This window comes from Streptomyces sp. NBC_00080, assembly GCF_045041255.1.
Taxonomy (GTDB): domain Bacteria; phylum Actinomycetota; class Actinomycetes; order Streptomycetales; family Streptomycetaceae; genus Streptomyces; species Streptomyces coriariae.
In genome coordinates this window covers 4,489,275-4,509,540 of record NZ_CP108235.1, presented here as the reverse complement: position 1 = coordinate 4,509,540, position 20,266 = coordinate 4,489,275, and the positions used below count along the sequence as shown (strand labels likewise).

18 protein-coding genes are annotated in these 20,266 nt (G+C 70.9%); 4 read left to right on the top strand and 14 right to left on the bottom strand.

The genetic code is table 11. The features are described 5' to 3' along the window. Positions 1 to 72: 72 nt before the first annotated feature. Positions 73 to 3,078, bottom strand: a complete 3,006-nt coding sequence (locus OHU34_RS20075; protein ID WP_405767624.1) for a hypothetical protein — start codon at positions 3,076 to 3,078, stop codon at positions 73 to 75. Positions 3,079 to 3,140: 62 nt separating this feature from the next. Here OHU34_RS20075 and OHU34_RS20070 point away from each other — a divergent pair, with 62 nt between their 5' ends. Next, positions 3,141 to 3,713, top strand: a complete 573-nt coding sequence (locus OHU34_RS20070) for a hypothetical protein (protein WP_230195110.1) — start codon at positions 3,141 to 3,143, stop codon at positions 3,711 to 3,713. Positions 3,714 to 3,738: 25 nt separating this feature from the next. Here OHU34_RS20070 and OHU34_RS20065 read toward each other — a convergent pair whose 3' ends face one another. The 13 genes from OHU34_RS20065 to OHU34_RS20005 form a co-directional block, all read right to left on the bottom strand. Continuing rightward, complete coding sequence (locus OHU34_RS20065; RefSeq protein WP_020129155.1) at positions 3,739 to 3,996, bottom strand: hypothetical protein; 258 nt, start codon at positions 3,994 to 3,996, stop codon at positions 3,739 to 3,741. 34 nt (positions 3,997 to 4,030) lie between these two features. Then, complete coding sequence (locus OHU34_RS20060; RefSeq protein ID WP_142265342.1) at positions 4,031 to 5,524, bottom strand: WhiB family transcriptional regulator; 1,494 nt, start codon at positions 5,522 to 5,524, stop codon at positions 4,031 to 4,033. A gap of 133 nt (positions 5,525 to 5,657) precedes the next feature. After that, the gene (locus tag OHU34_RS20055) at positions 5,658 to 6,374 is read right to left on the bottom strand and encodes a hypothetical protein (protein WP_230195109.1); all 717 of its coding nucleotides are present in this window, start codon (positions 6,372 to 6,374) and stop codon (positions 5,658 to 5,660) included. A 7-nt stretch (positions 6,375 to 6,381) separates the two neighbouring features. Then, positions 6,382 to 7,584, bottom strand: a complete 1,203-nt coding sequence (locus OHU34_RS20050; protein WP_230195108.1) for a hypothetical protein — start codon at positions 7,582 to 7,584, stop codon at positions 6,382 to 6,384. Further along, positions 7,581 to 8,186, bottom strand: coding sequence for a hypothetical protein (locus OHU34_RS20045; protein ID WP_230195120.1), 606 nt, complete (start codon positions 8,184 to 8,186; stop codon positions 7,581 to 7,583). The genes OHU34_RS20050 and OHU34_RS20045 overlap by 4 nt, the downstream gene beginning before the upstream one ends. A gap of 13 nt (positions 8,187 to 8,199) precedes the next feature. Then, positions 8,200 to 8,844 carry a hypothetical protein gene (locus OHU34_RS20040; RefSeq protein ID WP_230195119.1) on the bottom strand — a complete coding sequence of 215 codons (645 nt, stop codon included), beginning with the start codon at positions 8,842 to 8,844 and terminating at the stop codon, positions 8,200 to 8,202. 48 nt (positions 8,845 to 8,892) lie between these two features. Beyond that, complete coding sequence (locus OHU34_RS20035) at positions 8,893 to 11,088, bottom strand: hypothetical protein (protein ID WP_230195121.1); 2,196 nt, start codon at positions 11,086 to 11,088, stop codon at positions 8,893 to 8,895. Between the two features lie 19 nt (positions 11,089 to 11,107). Then, positions 11,108 to 11,722, bottom strand: a complete 615-nt coding sequence (locus OHU34_RS20030) for a hypothetical protein (RefSeq protein ID WP_230195107.1) — start codon at positions 11,720 to 11,722, stop codon at positions 11,108 to 11,110. 13 nt (positions 11,723 to 11,735) lie between these two features. Further along, positions 11,736 to 12,341: a hypothetical protein gene (locus tag OHU34_RS20025; RefSeq protein WP_230195106.1), complete on the bottom strand. Its 606-nt coding sequence runs from the start codon at positions 12,339 to 12,341 to the stop codon at positions 11,736 to 11,738. A gap of 53 nt (positions 12,342 to 12,394) precedes the next feature. After that, positions 12,395 to 15,385, bottom strand: coding sequence for an ATP-binding protein (locus tag OHU34_RS20020; protein ID WP_405767618.1), 2,991 nt, complete (start codon positions 15,383 to 15,385; stop codon positions 12,395 to 12,397). Positions 15,386 to 15,439: 54 nt separating this feature from the next. Next, positions 15,440 to 15,928, bottom strand: coding sequence for a hypothetical protein (locus OHU34_RS20015; protein WP_020129164.1), 489 nt, complete (start codon positions 15,926 to 15,928; stop codon positions 15,440 to 15,442). A 64-nt stretch (positions 15,929 to 15,992) separates the two neighbouring features. Beyond that, positions 15,993 to 16,247, bottom strand: coding sequence for a hypothetical protein (locus OHU34_RS20010; protein ID WP_230195104.1), 255 nt, complete (start codon positions 16,245 to 16,247; stop codon positions 15,993 to 15,995). Between the two features lie 68 nt (positions 16,248 to 16,315). Further along, positions 16,316 to 18,010, bottom strand: a complete 1,695-nt coding sequence (locus tag OHU34_RS20005; protein ID WP_405767616.1) for a conjugal transfer protein — start codon at positions 18,008 to 18,010, stop codon at positions 16,316 to 16,318. 335 nt (positions 18,011 to 18,345) lie between these two features. Here OHU34_RS20005 and OHU34_RS20000 point away from each other — a divergent pair, with 335 nt between their 5' ends. The 3 genes from OHU34_RS20000 (at position 18,346) to OHU34_RS19990 (ending at position 20,266) form a co-directional block, all read left to right on the top strand. Further along, positions 18,346 to 18,948 carry a hypothetical protein gene (locus tag OHU34_RS20000; RefSeq protein ID WP_405767614.1) on the top strand — a complete coding sequence of 201 codons (603 nt, stop codon included), beginning with the start codon at positions 18,346 to 18,348 and terminating at the stop codon, positions 18,946 to 18,948. A gap of 74 nt (positions 18,949 to 19,022) precedes the next feature. Next, positions 19,023 to 19,385, top strand: a complete 363-nt coding sequence (locus tag OHU34_RS19995; RefSeq protein WP_054241912.1) for a DUF4913 domain-containing protein — start codon at positions 19,023 to 19,025, stop codon at positions 19,383 to 19,385. A 200-nt stretch (positions 19,386 to 19,585) separates the two neighbouring features. Then, a complete protein-coding gene (locus OHU34_RS19990) occupies positions 19,586 to 20,266 on the top strand; it encodes a hypothetical protein (RefSeq protein WP_405767611.1) in 681 nt (226 codons plus the stop codon).

Genomic DNA, 20,266 nt, shown 5'->3' with positions numbered 1-20,266 from the left:
CCTGGCGGTACGTATACGAAGGAAGGGGCCCGGAGATTCGTCTCCGGGCCCCTTCCTCGTTCTCCGCGGCCGTCACTCGCCCATGTCGACGCCCGGCTCCGGCCGCTCGGGACCCGGCGGCTGCTGCTCCGGCTTCCGGACGGGAGCGGGGGGCCGGTTGCCGCCGCCCCGGGGCACGCCCATCTGCCACAGGTGGGAGCCGGGGATGTCCGGAGCGGGGGAGGGGGCCGGTGCGGGCGCCGGGGGCGTCGTCGGGGCCGGGGCCGGGGCCGGGGTCTGGGGCGATGCAGAGGCAGGTCCCGGTGCCGGACTCGGGGCTGTCGTCGGGGTCGGGGACGGGGACGGGGTTGTCGTCGGGGTCGGGACCGGGGCTGTGGCCGATTCGGGGGCGGGGACGGGTTCCGGGTCCTGTTCTCGTCCCTGGTCCTGATCCTGATCCTGGGCCTGTTCCCGTTCCCGTTCCCGTTCCGGTGCGGGCCTGGCCTTCTCCTGGTGCGGGGCGGCGCTGCCCGTGCCCGCAGCCGGTGGCTGCGCCTCCGTGCCTGTGCCCTTGCCCGGGTCCGTGCCCGGGTCCGTGCCCGCGTCCTGATGCCGGTCCTGCCCCAGGTCCGGGCGTCGCCAGCGGTCCGGGATCGTCGACAGGCGTCGTACGGCTTCGGGGTCGCCCGCCGCTGCCGCCGCGACGGCGCGTGCGCGCAGGGCGCTCTGGCGGGCGATGGGCGAGAAGCCGGGAGCCGCGTTGCCGGTCTCCGAGGGCAGACCGCGGACGCCCATCCCGTTCAACTGGCCCTGGATTCCCGTCTCCGGGGTGAATATCTCGCGCGGCAGCTGCCAGGAGGCCGCGCCGTCCACGTCGACGCGGTGTTCCCTGCCGTCCACGGCGAAGGTGAGCCCGTAGCCGATGTACTGGTCGTCCTTGTCGAACAGCAGGTCCCCGGAGATCTCCCCACCGCGGTCGCGCACCTCGTCGGCGAGGACCTGGAGGGCGGGCGGAAGGGGGTTGGTGCGGCCGAGACTGGTGACGTATCCGTCGCTGCGGGCCACTCTCTGTTCCTTGGTCCCCTTTTCGACGTAGGGGACCTGGAAGCGGGTCTCGCCCTTCTCGTCCTGGTACGTCTCGATGGCCCCGACACGTGCCTCGACGAAGCTCAGACGCTTCTCCCCACCCTCGCCGTGGCCGAACTTCGCCTCCATCGCCGGGAACTGGACCTGGTGCTGCAGTGCCGGCGGCGGTCTCGAGCCGATGATCGTGACGTGGGCGTCGGGATTCTGGATCAGGATGATCTCCGCGTTGGCCACGGCGGTTCCGCCGGATCCCACGACGATCCACTCCCGGGCGGCGTGCGGGTCGAAACGGCTCTCGGCGACCTCGTCGCCCAGTAGTGCCCGCCCCTCCGCGGCCTTGCGCGCCGCCTCCCACTTCTGCGTCGAGTCGAGAGCGGTGAAGCAGTTGCCCATGCGGGCCTCGTCCGCGGCGCCCAGGCCGGCCGAGAGGGCGTCCTTCAGTTCCGCGTAGGAGTTCAGGGCGCCGAGCACGGTACCGGCGTCCGTGCCGCTCCGCTCGGCCCGGGTCAGCCAGGCGCGCATCTCGCCCGCACCGGCGAACCCCTGTCCCTCCAGCTCTCGCAGCCGATCGCTGATCAGGCGGACGGCTTCGCCGCGGCTCTCCACGGCGAATTCTCCGCGCGGCATTCCCGGTACGAGTTCCGGTGTGAGGCCGGTGGCGATGCTGGGGGTGCCGTCGCAGGCCACCCAGAGGGGGGTCGCGCTCTCCGCGCCGTCCTCGCCCAACGTGCGCACCTCGGCGAGGAGTTCGCCGTTCTGCCCCAGGCGCAGCCGGGCGTGGCCGTTCACCACGTCGCCCTGCGTGGCGAGTTGGTCCTCCCAGACGCGGACGGCGTGGATGGAGATGCGGTGCCGGGGATCCTCCACCGCCGAGTACGGGTCGACGCCCATCCACTGAACGAGGTCGCGGTCCTGATCCGCCGACTGCACGATCCCGGCACCGGGGTCCAGGTGCCAGCGGCCCGCGCCGTCCACCAGCAGCGCCTCCGGATCCCGCCCGGTGAGACTCGCCCCGCCACCGATCACGACTTTGCGCAGCGGGAGTTGCCCCTCGGCGAGCTGCCCCTCCAGCGTCCGGACGGTGCGCTCGCTGACCTGGGCGCGGTACTCGGCCCACCGCTCGGCGGCCGGTTCCAGCTCGTCGCGGGGAAGCGGCAGCCCGTTCTGGTCGTAGCCGGGCATGGGCATGGTGACGTCACGCCGCCCGATGAACGCCTCGACCTGCCGCTCGGCCCGCAGCGCTGCGTCCCGGGACGCCTGGAGCGCGGTGGCGTCGGCGGGGGAGAGGTTTTCCATGGGGCGGGCGAGGGTGGTGAGCAGGCGCCGGGAGCCGGCGGAGAGGAAATCGGCCGACACCCGGTGGCGCACCTGTGCCGCCCTCTCTTGGGGGCGGAACGCTTCCTCGTCGCTCATGACGGCGGTCGGCCGGATGCCGTAGGGATCGAGCAGCGCCGAGAACTGCGCACGCGCTTCCAACTGCTGCTGTGGAGAAAGATCGGGGGCCGCGCTCCGCGCGGCGAGCCAGTTGAGCTCACCTATGCGGCCTCGGTCCGCTGCGGACAGCTCCTGGTGCGCGGGGAGTTCGGCCCCTTCGCGCAGGAGATTGTCCCGTACGGGGGTGAGACCATCGGCGGCGCGCTCGCGCACGGCGGCGAGCTCACCGAGTTCGTGGGCGAGGACTCGTCCCAGCATCGCGGTGGGAAGGCGGTCGGACACCCGGATGACGTAGTTCTGCGAGGCGGTGTTCGTCGCCGTGTCGGCGATCGCTCCCGTCGTCAGCGGAATGGCGTCCACCCAGATCTGGGCGGACTCCCCCTGACTGTCCTGCAACACGAAATACTGACGGCCGTCCGCGGTCTGGGCCGGAGTGAGGGAGGCCAGTCTGTCCCCCAGGACGACGGCCGCCACCGCACCCATGTCCCGCCTCGCGGCCCACACGAGATCCTGCTGCTGCGCGGGTCCGCCCGTGCGGAGCGTGCCCATGGCGATCTGCGGATCGGCCGATGTGTCCACGTGATGCCCTCCCCCAGGCTCTGTACATATGCACACCGCACAACAGACTTTAGGATCATCCCATGTTGAGAGCCCGTTCTTCACTCGAAGCGCACCTGTACATGGACCTGCACCCATGCGAGTGCGGGAGCTCCGACTTCGTCCGTCGGCACCGCCTGGAGCAGCGCGGTGACGGCATCGTCGCCGTGTACGAGGGGCCGTGCACCCAGTGCGGCCGCAACCGGAACTTCGCCTTCCTGATGGCCGACGAGATCCCCCCGCCTCCGCCGGCCTTCGGCGGCCCCGAGCCCTCCGAGATCATCGACCCCGGCGAGTTCGCGGAGGTCGCGCACGACATCTCGCGCCGCGCGGGACTGGACATGCTCAACTCACCCGAATCCGAGCACCACAAGTACCGGGGAGCCATGGCGTACGCGCTGGCCGCCTTCGAGGAAGTGGTGAAGTTCGTCCTCCCGGGGCAGGACGCGGTTCCCGCCTCGGCCTTCACCTCCGAGGTGGGCAGGGCCCGTTACGAGCGGGAGCCGGCGAAGTTCGACCGCGACATTCTCGAGATGGACATCGACCTCACGCGGAAGATCCTCGCCGACATCGACGAGGTCAGCCCTCCGCCCGGGGGGACCGGACCCCGGGCCTGAGGGCGGGCTCGGCGGCGCGGACGGCTCAGCCCAGCTGTTCCGTCGTGCCGTCCGGGTGGATCAGGAGGCGGATCGCGCCGCCGTAGCGGTTGTCGGTGATGGTGGCCGGGGTGGGGGCGCCGAGTTGCTGGGCGCGTTGCTGGAGGATCGCCAGGACCACGTCCTGGATGTCGCCGTAGGGCGGGGCGGTGACCGGGACGCCGTCGATCAGGCCGGCGTTGGGGGAGAAGACGTGCACCTGGGCGTCCGCCGTGGCGGGGGGTGGCGGCGTCGGTTCGGTCATCGGGGGTCGGGGTTCCTTCCGGCTCGGTTCCGGCTCAGGCGCTCTTCGCCTCGTCCTGCTCGGGGACGTCCACGGCGACGTCCATGGTGACGTCGACGGTGCGAGCGTACGTGCCTCGGGCGAGGCGCTGAAGACGGCCCGACTTGACGAGGGCGGACAGTACGTTGCTGATCGTCTTCGAGGGGTCGCCGTAGACGCCGGGCGGGAGGGCGCGCAGGACGTCACGGGCCGAGAAGGGGCCGGGGAAGGTCGACACGGCCGTCTCCACGGCCGCCCGGATGCTGGGGGCGCCGGAGGGTGCGGGGGCGGCGGCCTGGCCCGTGCCGGTGGACGTCCTGCCGGTCGGGGCCGGATGCGGGAGGCAGGCGCGGATGCCCTGCAGCGCGGTGCGGATCGGCTCCAGGTGGATCTCGTCGCCGTCCGAGGCCTCGGTCGCGGCCAGCATCGTCGCCACCTTCTCGATGTTGGCGAGCGAGGAGGCCAGCTCGCGCAGCAGCGGTTCCAGGAAGTCACGGCGCAGGGCCGCGACCGGGTCGGTGGTGGCGAGTTCGACGGAGACCGAGCCGGTGAGGGCGCGGAGCGGGCCGGCGGTGTCCGGGGTGCCGTCGGCGGAGTCGCAGGAGCCTCGGCCCCCTTCCGGAGCCAGTGCCTCCACGGCCTTGCGTGCGGCGCGGATGGTGTCCGGCATCTCCGGCGCGATCTCGCCGCCGGGCACGCTCGCCAGCATCGTGACCAGCTGCTCCAGGCCGGTGAGCGTGGGCAGGGCGGAGCGGATCAGGGGGGCCAGCAGAGCCTGTCGTACGGCCTGGGCGGGATCCTCGTACGAGAAGGCGATCCGCTGCCCGGACTCGGCCGCTGCCATGTCCTCGCTCCTGCTTTCCGGGTGGGTGGGTCTGAGCTGGTGGCCGCCGCTGTGCGGCTGCTGTGCGGTGGTGTGCTCGTGCAACTGCCTCGGGATGCCGGGCAACTCGCGTCGTGGCCTGGCCAGTTGGTCCTGGCGTGCGTCGAACGCGTCGAGGATTCGCTCCAGCGTGGGCTGGCCGCGCTCGGCGTCGTGCCGGGCGGCCGTGTCGGTGCTGCGGGAGCGCAGGCGCAGCAGTCGGCGGGACGTTTCGCCGGAGCTGTAGCCGGGGCCGGCGCCGGGGCCGTCCGCCGTGTGGGTGGGCAGGTCGCCGTTCGCGTCGCCGACGCCGAGGGCGCGGCGGATCCAGCGGCGGTCGTCGAGAGTGGTCGCGGCCGCGTAGCCGTAGGGCTCGGCGTGGGCGACGGCGTCCTGGAGGCATTCCGCCCACAACGGACAGGAAGCGCACAGGTCGCGGGCGGTGCGGAGCAGCACGAGGTGCTGGTGGCGCTGTTCGGGCGAGGTGTACGGAATGTCCGTGGGTGCCTCCAGCAGCGGGTGCTGGAAGACGTCCGGTCGGCGCTGGCAGGGCAGAGCGGCGTCGGGAGTGTGGACCCCCGTCCCCGCCCCCGCTCCCCGTACCGGCCCGCGCGCGGGGCGCGTGGGCAGCGCCGTATGGCTGGCCATAGGCATGTGTGTTGTCCCCCGTGGTGATACGTGATCGGGGGGGACTCTAAAACGTTCCGTCAACCCGGTGCAACGCATCTGCAAAGCATGTGCCGACTTGGCACAGTGACGAGACGAAACGTTCACACGGGCCTCAACTGTCCGACGGGTCACTGGCTTTGCGCGTCCGCAGGCGGTCAAGTGCCTGGCGGGCGCGGCCTGCAACCGCTTTCGCGCTGCTTCCGCGCATCGCCAGTACGCCGAGCACGCCGAGGAATCCGAGTGGTACACCCGCTTCCGGCAGGAACATCCCGACGACGGAGGCGATGACGAGGATCACATCCGCGAGGACGACGGTGACGCCCCGTCGGCCCGGGTGCTCCTTCACCATCCACGCGCCGAGGAGCGCCATTCCGGCGAGGGCCCAGTAGCCGAAGGCGGCTGTGCCGGTGACGGTGGCGCCGGCGTCCTCGCTCGTGCGGGCCGCGTCGCCGACCGCGGAGAAGTAGCCGGTGAAGGCGATGGCGAGGATGCTCACCCCCATCGCCAGGAGCAGCTGGGTGCGGCGGCGCAGGAGCCAGAGCACGAGGCCGAGGAGCAGCGCGGTGACGACCGCGAAGAAAGCGGAGCCGCTCTGGGAGGCGAGGGTGATCACCGTGTAGAGCGCGGCCACGCCGAAGACGATGCGGGGGAGGAGGCGGACGGCCCAGGCGTCGCTCTTCTCCTGGCGGAGGAAACGGCGGAGGAGCGGGAGGGCCGGGGCGGTGGCAGCCGGGGCGTCGGGTGCCGGGGCGGTGGGGGTGTCCGGTCGGTCGGTGGTGGGCCTGGGGGTGGTGCGCGGGGTGCGGGCGTCGCCCGGAGTGCGGCTCATGGGCCGGTCACACTCCCATTCCGGTGTCGTTCGACTGCTCCGGGGCCGGAGGCGCCTTCGGGGGAGCCGTCGGGGTGTCGGTCCTGTTCGGGGCGACGACCGACTTCGCCTGCGGGGTGACGCCCGGGAGGAAGCTGTGCGCCTGGACGGTAGCTGCCCCCGTTGTCGGGAGGGTGAGTGATTCGAGGGTGGCCGGTCCCGTCCTGGCGTTGACCGTGACGCCAGGGAGGTACGGGGCGTGGGTTCGGATCTCGGAAGTCGGCGCTGCTGTGGGCACCTGTGACAGCTGCTCCTCGACGCTGGGCAGAACCACCTCGTGATCGGGGCGCAGCACTTTGATCTCTTCGACGAGCCGCTCGACGTCCGCCTCACGACCGACGCCGTCCAGAGTGGCCACACGGGCGCAGACTTCCAGGACGGCCGCGCGCTGGGCTTCCGGTGTGGGCAACGACCTGAGCTGCTCAACATCGAGGTACCCGGCGGTCCAGTACTTCTGGGGCGGTGGGCTGTTCTCGTCGGGCGCGCGGAAATGTACGTGGGAGCGCACCCAGCCTTCGGACAGCAACTGCCTGCTCTCGGACGGAAGCCCCTTCAGCACGTCCTCTGGCAGGTCGTACATGAAGTGGATGTTTTCCGGCCCCGTCGTGCAGCGCAGTTGGGGCATCTCCGTCTCATAGGCGACACTCCACGGCACCATTTCTCCGGTGAAGACGATCGCCTCACCATCGGTGGCCTTGGCGTAGTTCTCCGAGAGGGCGCTCCAGGCGTCACGGGCCAGGGCATCGCCCTGTGCCTTGTTGAGGCCCAGGACCGTGTACACATCGGCGTCCCACAGGTGGAGTTGGCCCAGTTCCTCCCCGCCAGGCGTGCCCTCCAGGTAACGCGCGCTGCCGTCGACGCTCGCGTTTTCCATATCGGTCCAGACAGAGGCCAGGAACTGGCTGCTGAGTACCTGGTCCTGCGGCAGATCGGGGTGCGGAATGCCGAAGGACCAGAAAGCAGACTTCATGCCCTCGCGGGGGGCTTTGACGTCGAGCTTCCTGGCGTAGTCGACGATGTACTCCTGGGGGCTCTTCCCGGCTTTGTCCGCAGCCTCGATGATCTCGTAGGCGATGCGTTCGCCCTCCCCCTCGGGAAGAGCGGCAGCTGCGGCGGTCTGCCGGGCAAGGGCCTGTTGGACGGGAGTCCTTACGGCGGTGGCCTCGCTCACTCGATCTCCTGCGGGTAGCAGTCCACGTTGATGGTGACGCCACGGAGGCCCACCCCCGTGGGGGTCACTCCCCCGCTGAAGACTTCGAGCATGATGACCGGCTCCTCCGGGCTCGCGCCCCGCCATACGGCGAGTCGGTACGGATTGCGGTTGCGCAGACGCCTCTCACGGGAGGGAAGCCGGTGGCTTCGGCTTTCGGGGAAGTCGGGAGCATCCCAGCCGCCCGAGAATTCCGGCGCTCCGAGCACGTCCCTGGCGGCGGCTTCGTAGTGGGGCCATACGTTTGCAGCTTCCTCGAGTACCGAGTCGTTCTCGCCGGACGATTCGGCCCTGAGATGCCACGTCGTCCAGCCGAGCGACCTGACCGGGCTCCACCCGCCCTCCACGACGGGCGTGAGGCTCAGTCGGCCACCCGTCGCGGTACGCACGGCGAGTACGCGATCCTCGGGCAGCGGCTTCCAACCGAACAACGCGCACCAGTCGTCCAGTGCGCGGCCCGGGGTGGGCGGGCCGGCCCATACCGCGGGCCAGTCCACGTGCCCGAGGCCGGTCAGCTCCTGGGCAAGGTGCTGCGGCGATTCCTCGATCTCGTAAGTCGGCATGTGTGCTCCCGCCTCAGTTTCTTCGTACGTCAGTGCCTTGAGCCGGCTCATGGTTGTCGGGCTCGCGAGGACCATGACAGCTGAGCTCGATCCTCGCATCGGCCGCTGTCGGCCGATCCTCGGAGCCGGTTCCCAGCGTTGCCTTCAGCTCGAACACAGGGGCTCCCGGCGTGCGGAACCGCCACACCGCGACCCGGTACGGATCACGCTGGTCCAGGCGCCACTGCGGGCTGTACCAGGGCCCTCGACCCGGCAGTTCCGGGAAGTCCGGGGTGTTCCAGGTGCCGTGCCAGGTCGGGTTGCCCAGCAGGCCGCGCAGGGCGGTCAGGCAGGCGGTCCAGTGGGCCTCCGCCAGGTCGGTGACGAGGGGGTTCTCGTCCGTGTCCCGGGCCCGGGCCGACCACACCGTGTGGTCGATCCGGGTCACCGGTCCGCCGGGGGCGGCGGAGGCGAGATACAGGCGGCCGCCCAGGCTGGTACGGACGCGCAGTCCCGCCTCGGCCCACAGCGGACGCCAGTCGAACCCGGCGCACCACCGCGCCCGCTTCTCCGCGTCCTCCGGGACCCCCGCCCACACCGTGGGCCAGTCCACGCCGATGAGCCGCTCCAGTTCCGCGACCAGTTGGTCGGGACTGCGGTCGGCGGTCAGGGCGGGCATCGGATGGCTCCTTGGTGGGGGAGGGGCGGCGGGGGTGACAGGACTGGGCTAGACGCGGCCGCTGGGGTCGCGCGGGTCCCTGCGGGGCGGCGTGGGTGCCGGGGCGGGTGCCACCGGCGGCTCGGCGGGCCGGGGGCGGGGGGCCGGCGCCTGCCGTACGGGCGTGGGAGCGGGTGCGGGTGCGGGTGCCGGGCGGGACTCGGTCGGCGTAGTGGACTGCGGAGCCGGCGCACTGCTGGACCCGCTGACCCGGCGGCCTCGGGTGCGGGGCGGCTCCGGAGCCGGCGACTCCTGGCCTCCCTGCTCGCCGAATTCCCGGTCGTAGTTCTTCTGGGCGACCTGCGAACTCTGGTAGGCCGTCTGCCGTTGCTCACGCTTGGACTGACCGAGCCAGCCCTTTTCCTGCATCTTGGCCCGGCCCTTGCCCTTGAAGGCGAGCTTGTCCACCGCCCAGGCGGTCCCGCGTGCCGTGCTGCCCGTAGCGCGGGCCGTGCCCTTGGCCGTGGTGCTCGCGACGCGGCCTGTGGTGCGGGCGGTGGAGCCTGCGGCGGACGCGGCCAGACCGGGAGCCATGGCGGTCACCTTGCCGGCCATGTCCCCGACGCCGAGAGCGTCGTCCGCGCCCTGGACCTGCGGGCTGAACTTCCCGGACAGCAGGTTCTTGAGCAGCATGATCACTGCGACCGTGACCAGCAGGAGCATCAGCAGCTGCATGCCCAGCGGGACCTGAAGCGGCAGGATCAGCTGGTAGAAGAGCAGCAGGATCGTGAGGATGACGCCGAATCCGGCGCGCAGGACGAAGCTGTGCACGAAGGTCTGCCACCAGCCCCGCAGCAGCTTCTGCTGCGTCGGGTGGATCGAGATGATCGCGACCAGGGGCAACAGGATCACCATGATGAGCGTGACCGCGTGCCACAGCAGTGTCAGGGCGCTGAGCACGACCACCATCAGGCCGACGATGAGCGAAGCGACCAGGGCGTAGACCCCGATGCTGATGCGGTTGGCGGGTTTGTCGCCGGACCACTGCTCGTAGATGCGCGCATCCTCGTTCTTGGCGATGTAGTTGCGCAGCTCGCCGTACTGGTTTTCCTTTGCCTTGATGATGTCGCCCTCTTCGCCTTCCTCGACTTCGACCGGCGAAGGGTGCTGGTAGTACTCGATGTTCGTCACCGACTGGATGATCACCTGCTTGACCCGCAGGTCGGTGCAACGCTTGCCCGTGCCGAAGTCGCACTTCTCGGTGCCCTTGTACTCCATGCGAGCCTTGCCCGGGTCGCCGAACTGGCCGATGGCCCACGGGCGGAACGCGAGGGTGTCGTACATGGCACAGCTGGAGATGCGCATGCCGCGCTGCGGTGCGTTGTCGGGCAGGTCGCAGGGCGGGTCGACACCGTCGATCGCGCCGTCCAGCACGGCCTCGGTCAGGGCCGCGTTTCCCTGCGCGATTCCCGAGTCGGCCGTTTCGACCACGGCCACGTAGTTTCCGTTGACGAGGAACGCCGACACGGCGATGACGACGAACGCGGCCCAGCCGACGCCCGACCAGACCTCGCGCATGTCGCCCTTGCGCCACTTGCCGAACACCCAGAGGCCGGTGAGCAGGATCATGGTGGGCACGGCGAGCTTGAAGACGCCGTTGTTCAGGCGGTCGACGACGCTGTCGTCACCCGAGACCGTGCCGTCGTAGAGGGCGGCCAACGGGCTGGGGTTGGAGGAGATCTCCTTGATGCTGATCGCGGCCCGGCTCATGATCTTGCTCAGGTCGAAGATGGCCTGGGCGACGCCGTTGTAGATCTCGTTCTGGAGGCTGCACTCGTCGTCGTCGGCGGCCTGCCCGCGCTCGCCCTGCTTCGCATCGTGTTGGCTCTGCTGGGTCGAGGCCCAGTTGAGACCCCGCATGGCGCTGAGTTCGTAGAGCGTGTACTTCGACGCGGGGCCGTCCATCTTCGTCGCCCCGGCGACGAGTTCGCGCTTCCCGTCCCATTGCTTCACCGAGGGGAAGATGTTCTCCGCGGCGGGGCCTGGCATGTCGGCCTTCTGGTTGATGCTCTGCTGCGCCCAGTCACAGGTGTCGAAGAGGGCCTGCGCCTGCTGTGGAGCGGAGAACGAGAGCGCGATCACCCCGAGCACCAGGAACAACATGGCCCGCGCGGCGATGCCGGTGCTGATGAGTTTCTCGCGCAGGGAGCGCCTCGTCCGGGGCCGTGCCGGACGGCCGGAGCGCGGCCGGATGCGGGTCAGCATGAAAAGCCCTTCGGAGGGATCAGTTGGCGTAGTAGTTCGTGAGGACGCACCCGTCCACCTGCGCAGGCTCCTGCTTGTAGCCGCTGGGGATCTGGCGTTCCGGATCGCACGACAGGGCCACGAGGCCGGAGGTCTTCAGGTCCTCGATCGTTTCGGTGCCGCCCGGCTCCACCGCGAAGTCCTTGCCGATCAGGATGGAGCTGTAGTTTCCGGCGTGCATGGAGGTCTGGAACTTCTTCATGTCCGACAGCACCAGCAGCGTGCTGGAGTCGTCGTAGTTGTCCCGGCAGACGGCACGTTCCTTGATCCCCCAAGCGGGGTCGCGGGTCATGTTGTCATCGCCCCAGGCGGGATCATGGTCTGCCAGGGAGGAGTCGTCGTACTCGGCGCCCGGCGTGAGATCCAGGCAGGATCCGTACTGGTTGAGGTAGTACGCGATGGACGCCATGTCCGACGCCTCCGGCAGCTCCGTGCTCGCCGACTCGCCGCTGTCGCCCTTGCCGGCGCCCGTGCTCGCGCTGCTCTTGCCGTCGCCGTCGCTGTTCCCGGTGTCGCCGTCGTCGCCGCCGCAGGCCGTCAGTGACGCCGACATGAGGAGGACGGCGCCGATGGTGATCGCTCGCCTGATTCGCATGGTGTGTCTCGCCTTACTCGGGGACGTAGTTGGTCAGGACGCAGCCGTCCACGAGGGCCGGCTCCTTCTCGAAGCCGCTCGGCACCGCGAGGTCCGCATCGCACGTCAGGAATCTCAGGTCGGACTGCCGGAGGCTGCGGATCGCCTCGTCGCCGACCGGTACGACCGCGAAGTCCTCGCCGACCAGGAACTCGTCGCCGCTCGCCTTGGCGGCGGTCTGGAACTCCTTCATGTCGGAGACGGTGAGCAGCGCGATGGGCCGGTCCGACCCGTCCGTGCACACGGCGCGCTCCTCGATGCCCCAGGCCGGGTCCTCCGACTCGTCCGTACCCCAGGCTTCACCGTCGTGCCCGCCGTCGTACTCGTCGCCCGTCACCACGCCCTGGCAGGGCGTGTACCGGTTCAGGTAGCTCGCGACGGACTCCGTGTCCGACGCCTGGGGCAGGCCACCGGTCGTGGTCTGCCCGCTGCCGCCGTCCGACTCGGCGTCCGAGCCGAAGACGGAGTCCGCCCCGGTCCTGGCCCCCGAGCCGGACTCCGAGTCCGACCCGCACCCGCTCAGCGTCGTGAGCAGGGCGAGGGTCGCGGCCCCGGTGGCGAGACTTCTGGACAGGCGCACGGTGGGACGGGCTCCTCGGTGGGTGGGTGTGCGGGTGGGACCGGTGAGGCGCGTCATGCCGTTGCCGTCGCCGTTTCCTGCGTGGGTGTCGCCGACTGTGCCGGGTCCTCCTCCGCCTCCTGGAGGAACGTCCAGTCCCAGACGCTCAGCGGTGGGTTGATGCCCTGGCGGGCCGGGCGGGTGGTGCCGTTGGTGTCCGTGGCGGCGAGGATCTCCTTGAAGACCAGGTCGACGGCGACCGTGCCGACGCGCTTGTCCGCGTCGCGCTGGAGGCAGACGCCGGTGCGGAGTTCCTGGAGGGCGGCGATGACCTTCGGGTCGTTCTCCGGGCGGCCCAGAAGCGGGGCCACCAGGGACGCCTCCTGCGCCGACTTCTGCTTGAAGGCGAAGACCGTGTGGATCTGGTTGGCGCCGCCGCTGCGGGCCTCGGAGTCCTCGATCTGGACCAGGTCGATGGCCTGCTGGGTGATCAGGACGGTGACGGCCAGGTAGGAGCGGCCCTGCTTCAGCGCGCGGCGCATCAGGTCGCGGCCGGACTCGGTCGCCGTGACGACGTACGCCTCGTCGACGAAGAGAGCCTTCGGGCGCAGGCCGATCTCGCCGGTCACCGGGTTCTTCTCGTAGCCGACGTCGAGCATCTGGCTGCCCAGTTCCACGACCGCCATAAGGGCCGTCGCGGCGAGGCGTTCCGCCGGGTTCCAGCTGCGCGGGTCGGAGGCCGCGGGCGACTGGAAGCCGCGCAGGGTGATGACCGTACGGCGCTTGCGCATGCTGGACAGGGGCTGCGGGCGCTCCGCGAAGGAGAGCCGGGCGTAGGGGAGCGTGCGCAGCTCGGTGAGGAGCATCTGCGCGAGCTTCAGGTCCTTGATCGCCTCGCGGTCGCCGCTGGCCACCGCGTGGTCGTACGCCGCGACGACTTCGTCCACGACCTGCCACAACGTCGGGCGGGGGACGGCGAGTTCGGCGTCGCGGGCCGTGTAGCCCTGCTCGACGGCCTGGCGGATCGCGGAGTTGTAGCGGCCGATGACGGTCGCCATGCCCTCGATGACGGGGAGGCGTACGCGCTGGTAGTCCTCGTCGCCGAGGAAGCCCCGGAGCATGGACTCGGCGAGCAGTCGGCCCGCGGGGACGTCGCGGGCGATGACCCACGGGTCCAGGACGCCTGCCTGGCCCTTCAGGAGGTCGACGACCTCCGTCTCCGCCCAGAAGTCCGGGTTCACCGGCTGGAACTTGCTGGCCGGGGTGCCGAGGAGGCCGGTCTCCGCGTCGCCGGCGAAGTCCGGGTCGTTCACCTGGGCGCCGAAGGCCAGGTAGTAGCAGAGCTGGGCGAAGTCGGTCTTCGGGTCGATGACCAGGCAGCGGACGCCCGACTCCGACTCCTCGTAGAACTTCTGGAGGGCCAGCGAGGACTTGCCACCGCCGGAGGCGCCGACGATGGCCAGGCCACCGCCGTCGTTGCGGGCCGGGCCGACGTGGAGTGAGTAGTGGACCGGCATCTTGCCCGCCCAGCCGACCAGGTTGCCGACCCAGCCCAGCCGCTTGCCGGAACGGTGCTCGGGGTTGTCGCCCAGCTCCGTGCCCGCGGTGGGCAGTCCGGCGCCGAGCTGCTCGACCTCCTGGAGGCGGAGGTAGGGCGCGATCGGGAGCTTGGGCGCGTCGCCGGGGAGCTGTGCCTGGAGCAGCCGCCACTGCTGGCGGGTCGGGCGCAGCAGGGTGACCTTCAGGTCCTGCTTGAACTGCATCTCCAGGACCCGGCGTCGGCGCTCGAGCTCCTTCACGTCGTGCGCCGAGATCGTGAAGCGGATCTGCGCCTCCATGCCCGGCATCTTGTGCTCGTCGATGTCGTCGACGAGCTCCTGGGCTCGGGTGACCTGCGTGGCCAGCTTGGTGTCGGGGCTGCGGCCGGAGTTGGCCATGTCGTTCATCTCGTCCACGAGGTTGCCGCGGATCTTGTCGGCGCGGTCCTTGAACTTCAGGTACGGGATGAGCGTGAACCGCATGTCGATCTCGACGGGGAAGTCCACGTGCTGGGCGGCGTAACGCGCCCACGCGGTCGACTGGCGGAAGCGGGTCTCCGCGGGCCAGTTGGCGGCCACCAGGGTGGTGGTGTAGCTGGTCTGCTGCTCGCCCGTCACCTCGTCGTACTGGTTCAGGACGATGTGCGTCTTGCGGTTCTCGCCGGAGAAGTCGACGACCAGGTCGAACTGGTTCGGTCCCCAGGCACGCGAGCCGAGCACCGGCTCCGGCGGGACCGGCAGGTCGCCGTGGAGCGGCTTGCGGATCAGCCAGACGAGCTCCTCGCGGCTGAGCGGGGTGCCCTTGAGGCCCTCCAGGCTCTCGTGGACCTCGACGGCGACCTGCGTCCACTCGGCGAGGACGTGCGGGGAGAGGTACTCGTCCGTGACGCCGGTCGCGGTCGCGGCGGCCTGGTCGGCGGCGCCGCGGACACCCTGGAGGAGGCCGGGCTCGTCGTACGGCTCGTCGTCCTGGGCGACGACTCCGCTGCCGCCGTTGGTGCGCTTCAGCGAACCCAGCTTCACCAGCAGGATGTTGCGCTCGCGCTTGGCACCGATGCGCTCCTGGTACTCCGCCTTGCGCAGGTTGTACGCCTTGTAGTTCTCCGTGGGATCCCAGGCGACCGCGTTCAGGTCTTCCGCCCAGGTCAGCGCGGTGATCGGCTGGTAGACCTTGCGGTAGTGGCACTCGACGTTGCGGTCGCCGCGGGCCAGGTTCAGCAGACCGCGGGCCGGGCCCTCCGCCATCGCCTGGAGCTCGCCGGCGTTCAGGTACTCGTCGATGGCGTTGGGCAGGACCATGCCCGTCCACACCGAATCGCCGTGCACGAAGATCATGTCGTCGGCGTAGCGGTAGGGGAGGCGGAGGTCCTCGCGGCGGGCGGCGGCCGACGAGCCGGACGGCCTGGAACGTGCCGAGGACGACTGCTTCGAGCCGCCCTGGCCGTTCTTCTTGCTCGACGAGGCGGCCATGATCATGGCGACCACGAAGAAGGCGGCCGCCCCGCCCAGAAGGATCATCATGAACATGGAGGACTCATCCTGCGGTAGTCGACATCGGGAAGTGGTGGGGTGATCGCGGGGTCAGCGCCTGGCGGCGGCGAAGGCGCTGCCGCGCTCGGCGGCGACGCGGCGCGCGGCCTCGTAGCGGGCCTGCCAGCGCGGCGAGCCAGGGGTGAAGAGGATGACCTGCCAGTGCAGTTGCTCCGGCTCCTGGTCCGCGGCGAGACCCTGCAGCCGCTTGGGCTGGAACCACCAGTCGGTCCACACCACGAGTTGCTGGCTCAGGGTGAGCGCCGAGGGCAGCGGGCGCCCCCAGACGAAGTAGATGCCGAACGGCGGGCCGAAGTAGAGGACCGACGTCCACATCGACATGCCGAGGAAGGGCAGGAACGCCGACACGGTGAACAGGGTGATGAGCCAGACCAGCCCGAAGCCGAAGGCCGCGCCCAGTGCGGGCAGCAGCAGTCCGGGCAGCGGGATGTTGCCCCAGTTCCAGATCCGCTTGGGGCGGTTGACCAGGTCGGTGTGGTCGTACGCGACCAGCGGCTCCGGTGGTGCCTCCTGGCTCATGTCTGCGAACTCCCCTGTTTGAAACGGCGGCTGACGGTACGTCGGGCGGTGCCCGAGCGGTCCGTCAGTTGCCGCCGCCGATCTGGCTGCCGAGACCGATCAGCACACCGGCGAGGCCGCCGGCACCACCGATGATCAGGGCGGCCAGCGCGATCATGCCGAAGCCCTGGAAGGCCTCGCGCATGCCGTCGCCGCGCTTCATCGACAGGAGCATGCGGATGCCGAGGATGAGCAGGGCGATGACGGCGACCATGGTGCCCGCGTTGCGCAGGATGTCCTCGATCTGCCCGAACATGTCGTTCAGGGTCGTCTCGGCCATGTACATGGTGGTTCCTCTCGGTGGTGGAGCTGCGGTAGTGGTATGGGGGTGCGGGTGGCGCGGTCCGGTCAGGGCTTGGCGGGCTTGGCCGTGGACGACGGGACGGCCGCGGAGGCGGATGCCGAGGGCGAGGGGGATCCCGAGGCACCGGCCGGGGGCGCGGCCGTCCCCGTCGCGGTATCGCTGTCGGTGTCGCCGTCGGCCCGGCCGCCCTCGGCGTCGAGCACGCCGCCCCGGACGTCCTTGATGAACCAGCCCTGGGCCGTGTTGACCATCGTCATCCGGTAGGCGCGGCGAACGGCGACGCCCTTGGCGTCGGTCCAGTCGACGGCCACCCGTACCTGGACGGCCTGTCCGGCGTCGTAGGCGTACGGCTTGGTGTCCTGGGCGCTCGCCGGGACGAGCGCGACGACGGTGCCGATCTGCGGGCCCGTCAGGCGGCCGGCCAGACCGGTGGTGGCCGTCAGGGTCGCGTCCGGCGTGAGGAAGCGGGCCATGGCGGTGGCGTCGGAGGCGCCCCAGGCCTGGAAGTAGCCCGGCAGCACCTCCTTCTGGAGCTGCGTGGACAGCGTGTCGTCCACGACCTCGTCGCCCTGGTCGACCTCGGGCACGTCCGCGGCGGCCGGCAGCGGCATCTGGCCCACGTCGCCGGAGACGCGCATGCCCTCGCCCGTCTTGAGGTTCTGGACGTACACGGGGACGGTGAGCGTGGTGAGCGTGCCGTCGTCGGTGCGGACCTGGACCCCGATGTAGCGGCCGTGGTCGCCGTACTCCGGAAGCTTCTCGGCGGTGCCGTCCCAGGTGACGGAGAGTGCCTTGCTGGTGCCCTCACCGCTCCAGCCGCAGTCGGGGTCGACACCGGCGGAGGCGTAGCGGGCGAGGTCGGTGCGGCGGGTGGACGAGGTGTCCGGGGAGAACGTCATGCAGAGCTGCGCGTACTGCTCCGCGAAGGCCGCCGCCTGCTCGGTGGGGAACTCGGTGAGGCGGTACCGGGTGGCGTCCGAGGAGTCCAGCCCGGCGGTGGTGGTGCCGGAGGACTTGCCGATCACCAGTCCCATCACACCGCACGAGCCCAGCGCGAACACGCAGGTCGTGATCAGCAGGGTGGCGCGGAGCGCGACGTGCGTACGGCGCCCGCCGCCGGAGATACGACCGCCGGGCTTGGGCACGTCGAAGTCACGCGCGGGGGCGTGACCGGGGGTGGCCGGGGCGGCGGCACCGGGGGTGGCGGCACCCGCGGCCGGGGCGGTCGGGCCCGTGGCCGGGGGCGCCGTGGCCCTCAGCGACATCGTGGAAGAGCTGTGGGCGGGGGCCTGGTGGCCGTGCTGGGGCGGGTGCTGGGCGGCCGTGGTGGGCGTGGGCGCCGGCGCGGTGGCCACGGCCGTTGCCGTGCCGCCCCGCTTGCGCTGCTCCTTCTCCGCCTTCTTCTGCTCGTACGCCGCCTTGCGCGCCGCGCGCTCGCGCTCGCGCTTCTCCTTCTTCGACTCGCCCTGGGGCCGGGTCTCACGGGGCGGCAGGGACGGGACGGCGGCCTGGCCGGCCCGGGGCGTGCTGCGCACCCAGGCGGCGGCGACCTGGGCGCGGGCCGCGTCGGAGGGCAGCGGCTGCGGCTGTTGCGGGGCGGGGGCCTGCTGCGGGGCCGGGGCCTGCTGCCCTTGCCCCTGCCACGCCTGCTGCGGCTGCTGGGAAGGACCGAAGGACCCGGGCTGCCCGGAAGGCTGGCCTCCGCCGACCGCGCCAGCAGGGCTGTTGTGGTCTGTCATCGAGTCGGTTACTCCAGCGAGTCGGTTCCCCGTCCGCCTGGGCGGGTTCACGACCGCACCGCACGACGGGCCCTGGCCCGGCCAGGTGCGCTTGGCAGTGTGACAAAGACCTGTCACCGGACCGGTGTCGCTTTCCTCGCCGGGACTGCGGGAATTCCCGATGCCGCGTCCATGAGGAAACCGGTGGGGAAAAGTGTCAGGGACACGCCGGGAAGGCGCCGTGCCGTACCGACCCGCTCTGGGCCCAGAATGCGCTGGGCGCGTGTGCCCGAGGTGCTGGGTACCGTCACCCGGCACCACCCCCTGGACCCGACGGACCCGGCGAAGGACGAGAGTTGACCGACCACAACGGGCACCCGCAGCAGCCGCAGTACCCGCAGCAGCCGCAACCCCCGGAGCAGCCCGACCCGCGCACCTGGGAGATCCCCCAGCAGGCCCCGCCGGTCCAGCAGGTACCTGTGCCTGCACCGGCTCCGGCCCCGGCTCCTGCTCCGGCATCCGCCCCCGTCGCCGTACCGGCCCCTGAGCCGGCCCAGGCTCCGCAGGTCTTCCAGGCCGACCGCGCCTGGGTCGACGGGTATGAGCCCGGCAACCCCTGGCAGGCCAGCCTGTGCGTGGAGACGCCGTACGGGACCTTCGCCTATCCCCTCACGCCGAACACGATTCCCGAACTCCTCGAGCAGATGGTCCTGGTGGCGCAGGAGCAGCAGGGGATGCCGGTCGGCTTCGACGAGGACCCCGAGCCGTCGTCGCCGGACCAGGAGGTGGCGGACGAGGAACAGCAGGCGTCCGCCTCCGACATCCACAGCGGCCGGGCCGCGCGCCTGACGGGCTGGGCCGTCGTCCACGACCTGTGGGAACGCGAGGACCCGACGGCGCGCATCGTGATGGGCGCGGTCGTGGTGGTGCTGTTGCTGCTCGGTATCGTCCTGACCTGATCACGCGGTACCCGGCCGGGCGCCGCCCGATCACCCGACAGCCGCAGCTCGACCGAACGACCGATGGGGGCACGATGTCCGGCACCGCAGAGGGCTCCGAGGAGCCGGAGTTCTACTTCGCGGACGTCTTCGTCTTCGTCTCCGACTATCTCGCCCAGATGATCCGCCGCCGGGTGAACGGCACTTCGGCCACCTGGTGTCCCACGTGGTGGGAGCACCCCGAGGCCGGGGCCCGTCTGTCGGCGCTCTGGCTGGCCTGGGAACATCTGCGTCAGGACCCGGCGCTCGGCATGTCGACGTGGTGGCTGCATCACGCGGACCCGCATCTGCGGGTCCTGATGGACGCGGACTCGGGCCCGTTCGCGGCCTGTTCGCCCAAGGACGGGCACACGGCGTACCCGTTCGACCCGCTGCCGGTGGATCCGCGGCCCGAGTGACCGCCGCGGCGGGCAGCCGGACACGCGATCCGTGAACGGCGCCGAGGCGAGGTGACCCGGCTTCGTGTTTTCCCCCGGATTCCCGCCCGCCGTCCGCCCGCTTTCCTCGCCGGGAATTCCCCCGACTCCTCGCTTCCGCCTCCCCCTACCGTGTCCCGGTGACCCGCCGTACCGGCTCAGCACAAGGGAGGCGCGGGAACGTGGACTTGCCTGCGGAGAACAAGCGCACGGGGCTCTTGGCCCTGGGGGTGCTCGGGTTTCTCCTGATCGCCGTGCTCACCGTGTTCACCGTCTTCGACGGAGACGACGAGGGCGACGGCGGTGACGCCAAGGACGGCTCCGCGGTGCCCACGGCCACCGCGGGCGGCGGCGCCGCAGGCTCGGACGGGGAGGGAGCCGACGGCGACGGATCGCAGAGCACCGCGGTGGCCCCGATCGTCTCGGCCGCCGAAGCGGTGAAGGCGCACGCCGCCATGGTCCAGTACATGGCCGGGCTCACCACGTACGACCACGAGAGCAATGCCGCGACCTGGAGTGCTCCGCTGGTCCGGCTCACCACGAACGACGACCGGATGAAGGTCGCGACCTCGCTGCCGACCGGCAAGGAGTGGGCGACCTGCCAGGCCGAGCAGTGCTCCTCCAAGGGGGAGGCCGTCGTGGTGCGCGATGCCCTGGTCTCGGACGACCTGGTGCGTGACAGCGGCCGCTCGATGTCCACCCTGGTCAAGGTGACCGCCACGCACACCGCGGGCGGGCAGACCACGACCGAGTCCAACCAGTGGCTGGTGACGGTCAAGGAGGACGGCGGCGACTGGCTCGTCTCCGGGTTCGACGTCTTCGGCCTCGGTGACGTGGGCGCGTCCGACGACTCGGGGGTGTGA

Bases quoted from the DNA above. Each gene is read 5' to 3' on its own strand.
- OHU34_RS20070 (WP_230195110.1), top strand. From the start codon at position 3,141: ATGTTGAGAGCCCGTTCTTCACTCGAAGCGCACCTGTACATGGACCTG.
- OHU34_RS20065 (WP_020129155.1), bottom strand. From the start codon at position 3,996: ATGACCGAACCGACGCCGCCACCCCCCGCCACGGCGGACGCCCAGGTG.
- OHU34_RS20060 (WP_142265342.1), bottom strand. From the start codon at position 5,524: ATGGCCAGCCATACGGCGCTGCCCACGCGCCCCGCGCGCGGGCCGGTA.
- OHU34_RS20055 (WP_230195109.1), bottom strand. From the start codon at position 6,374: ATGAGCCGCACTCCGGGCGACGCCCGCACCCCGCGCACCACCCCCAGG.
- OHU34_RS20045 (WP_230195120.1), bottom strand. From the start codon at position 8,186: ATGCCGACTTACGAGATCGAGGAATCGCCGCAGCACCTTGCCCAGGAG.
- OHU34_RS20040 (WP_230195119.1), bottom strand. From the start codon at position 8,844: ATGCCCGCCCTGACCGCCGACCGCAGTCCCGACCAACTGGTCGCGGAA.
- OHU34_RS20035 (WP_230195121.1), bottom strand. From the start codon at position 11,088: ATGCTGACCCGCATCCGGCCGCGCTCCGGCCGTCCGGCACGGCCCCGG.
- OHU34_RS20030 (WP_230195107.1), bottom strand. From the start codon at position 11,722: ATGCGAATCAGGCGAGCGATCACCATCGGCGCCGTCCTCCTCATGTCG.
- OHU34_RS20020 (WP_405767618.1), bottom strand. From the start codon at position 15,385: ATGTTCATGATGATCCTTCTGGGCGGGGCGGCCGCCTTCTTCGTGGTC.
- OHU34_RS20015 (WP_020129164.1), bottom strand. From the start codon at position 15,928: ATGAGCCAGGAGGCACCACCGGAGCCGCTGGTCGCGTACGACCACACC.
- OHU34_RS20010 (WP_230195104.1), bottom strand. From the start codon at position 16,247: ATGGCCGAGACGACCCTGAACGACATGTTCGGGCAGATCGAGGACATC.
- OHU34_RS20005 (WP_405767616.1), bottom strand. From the start codon at position 18,010: ATGACAGACCACAACAGCCCTGCTGGCGCGGTCGGCGGAGGCCAGCCT.
- OHU34_RS19995 (WP_054241912.1), top strand. From the start codon at position 19,023: ATGTCCGGCACCGCAGAGGGCTCCGAGGAGCCGGAGTTCTACTTCGCG.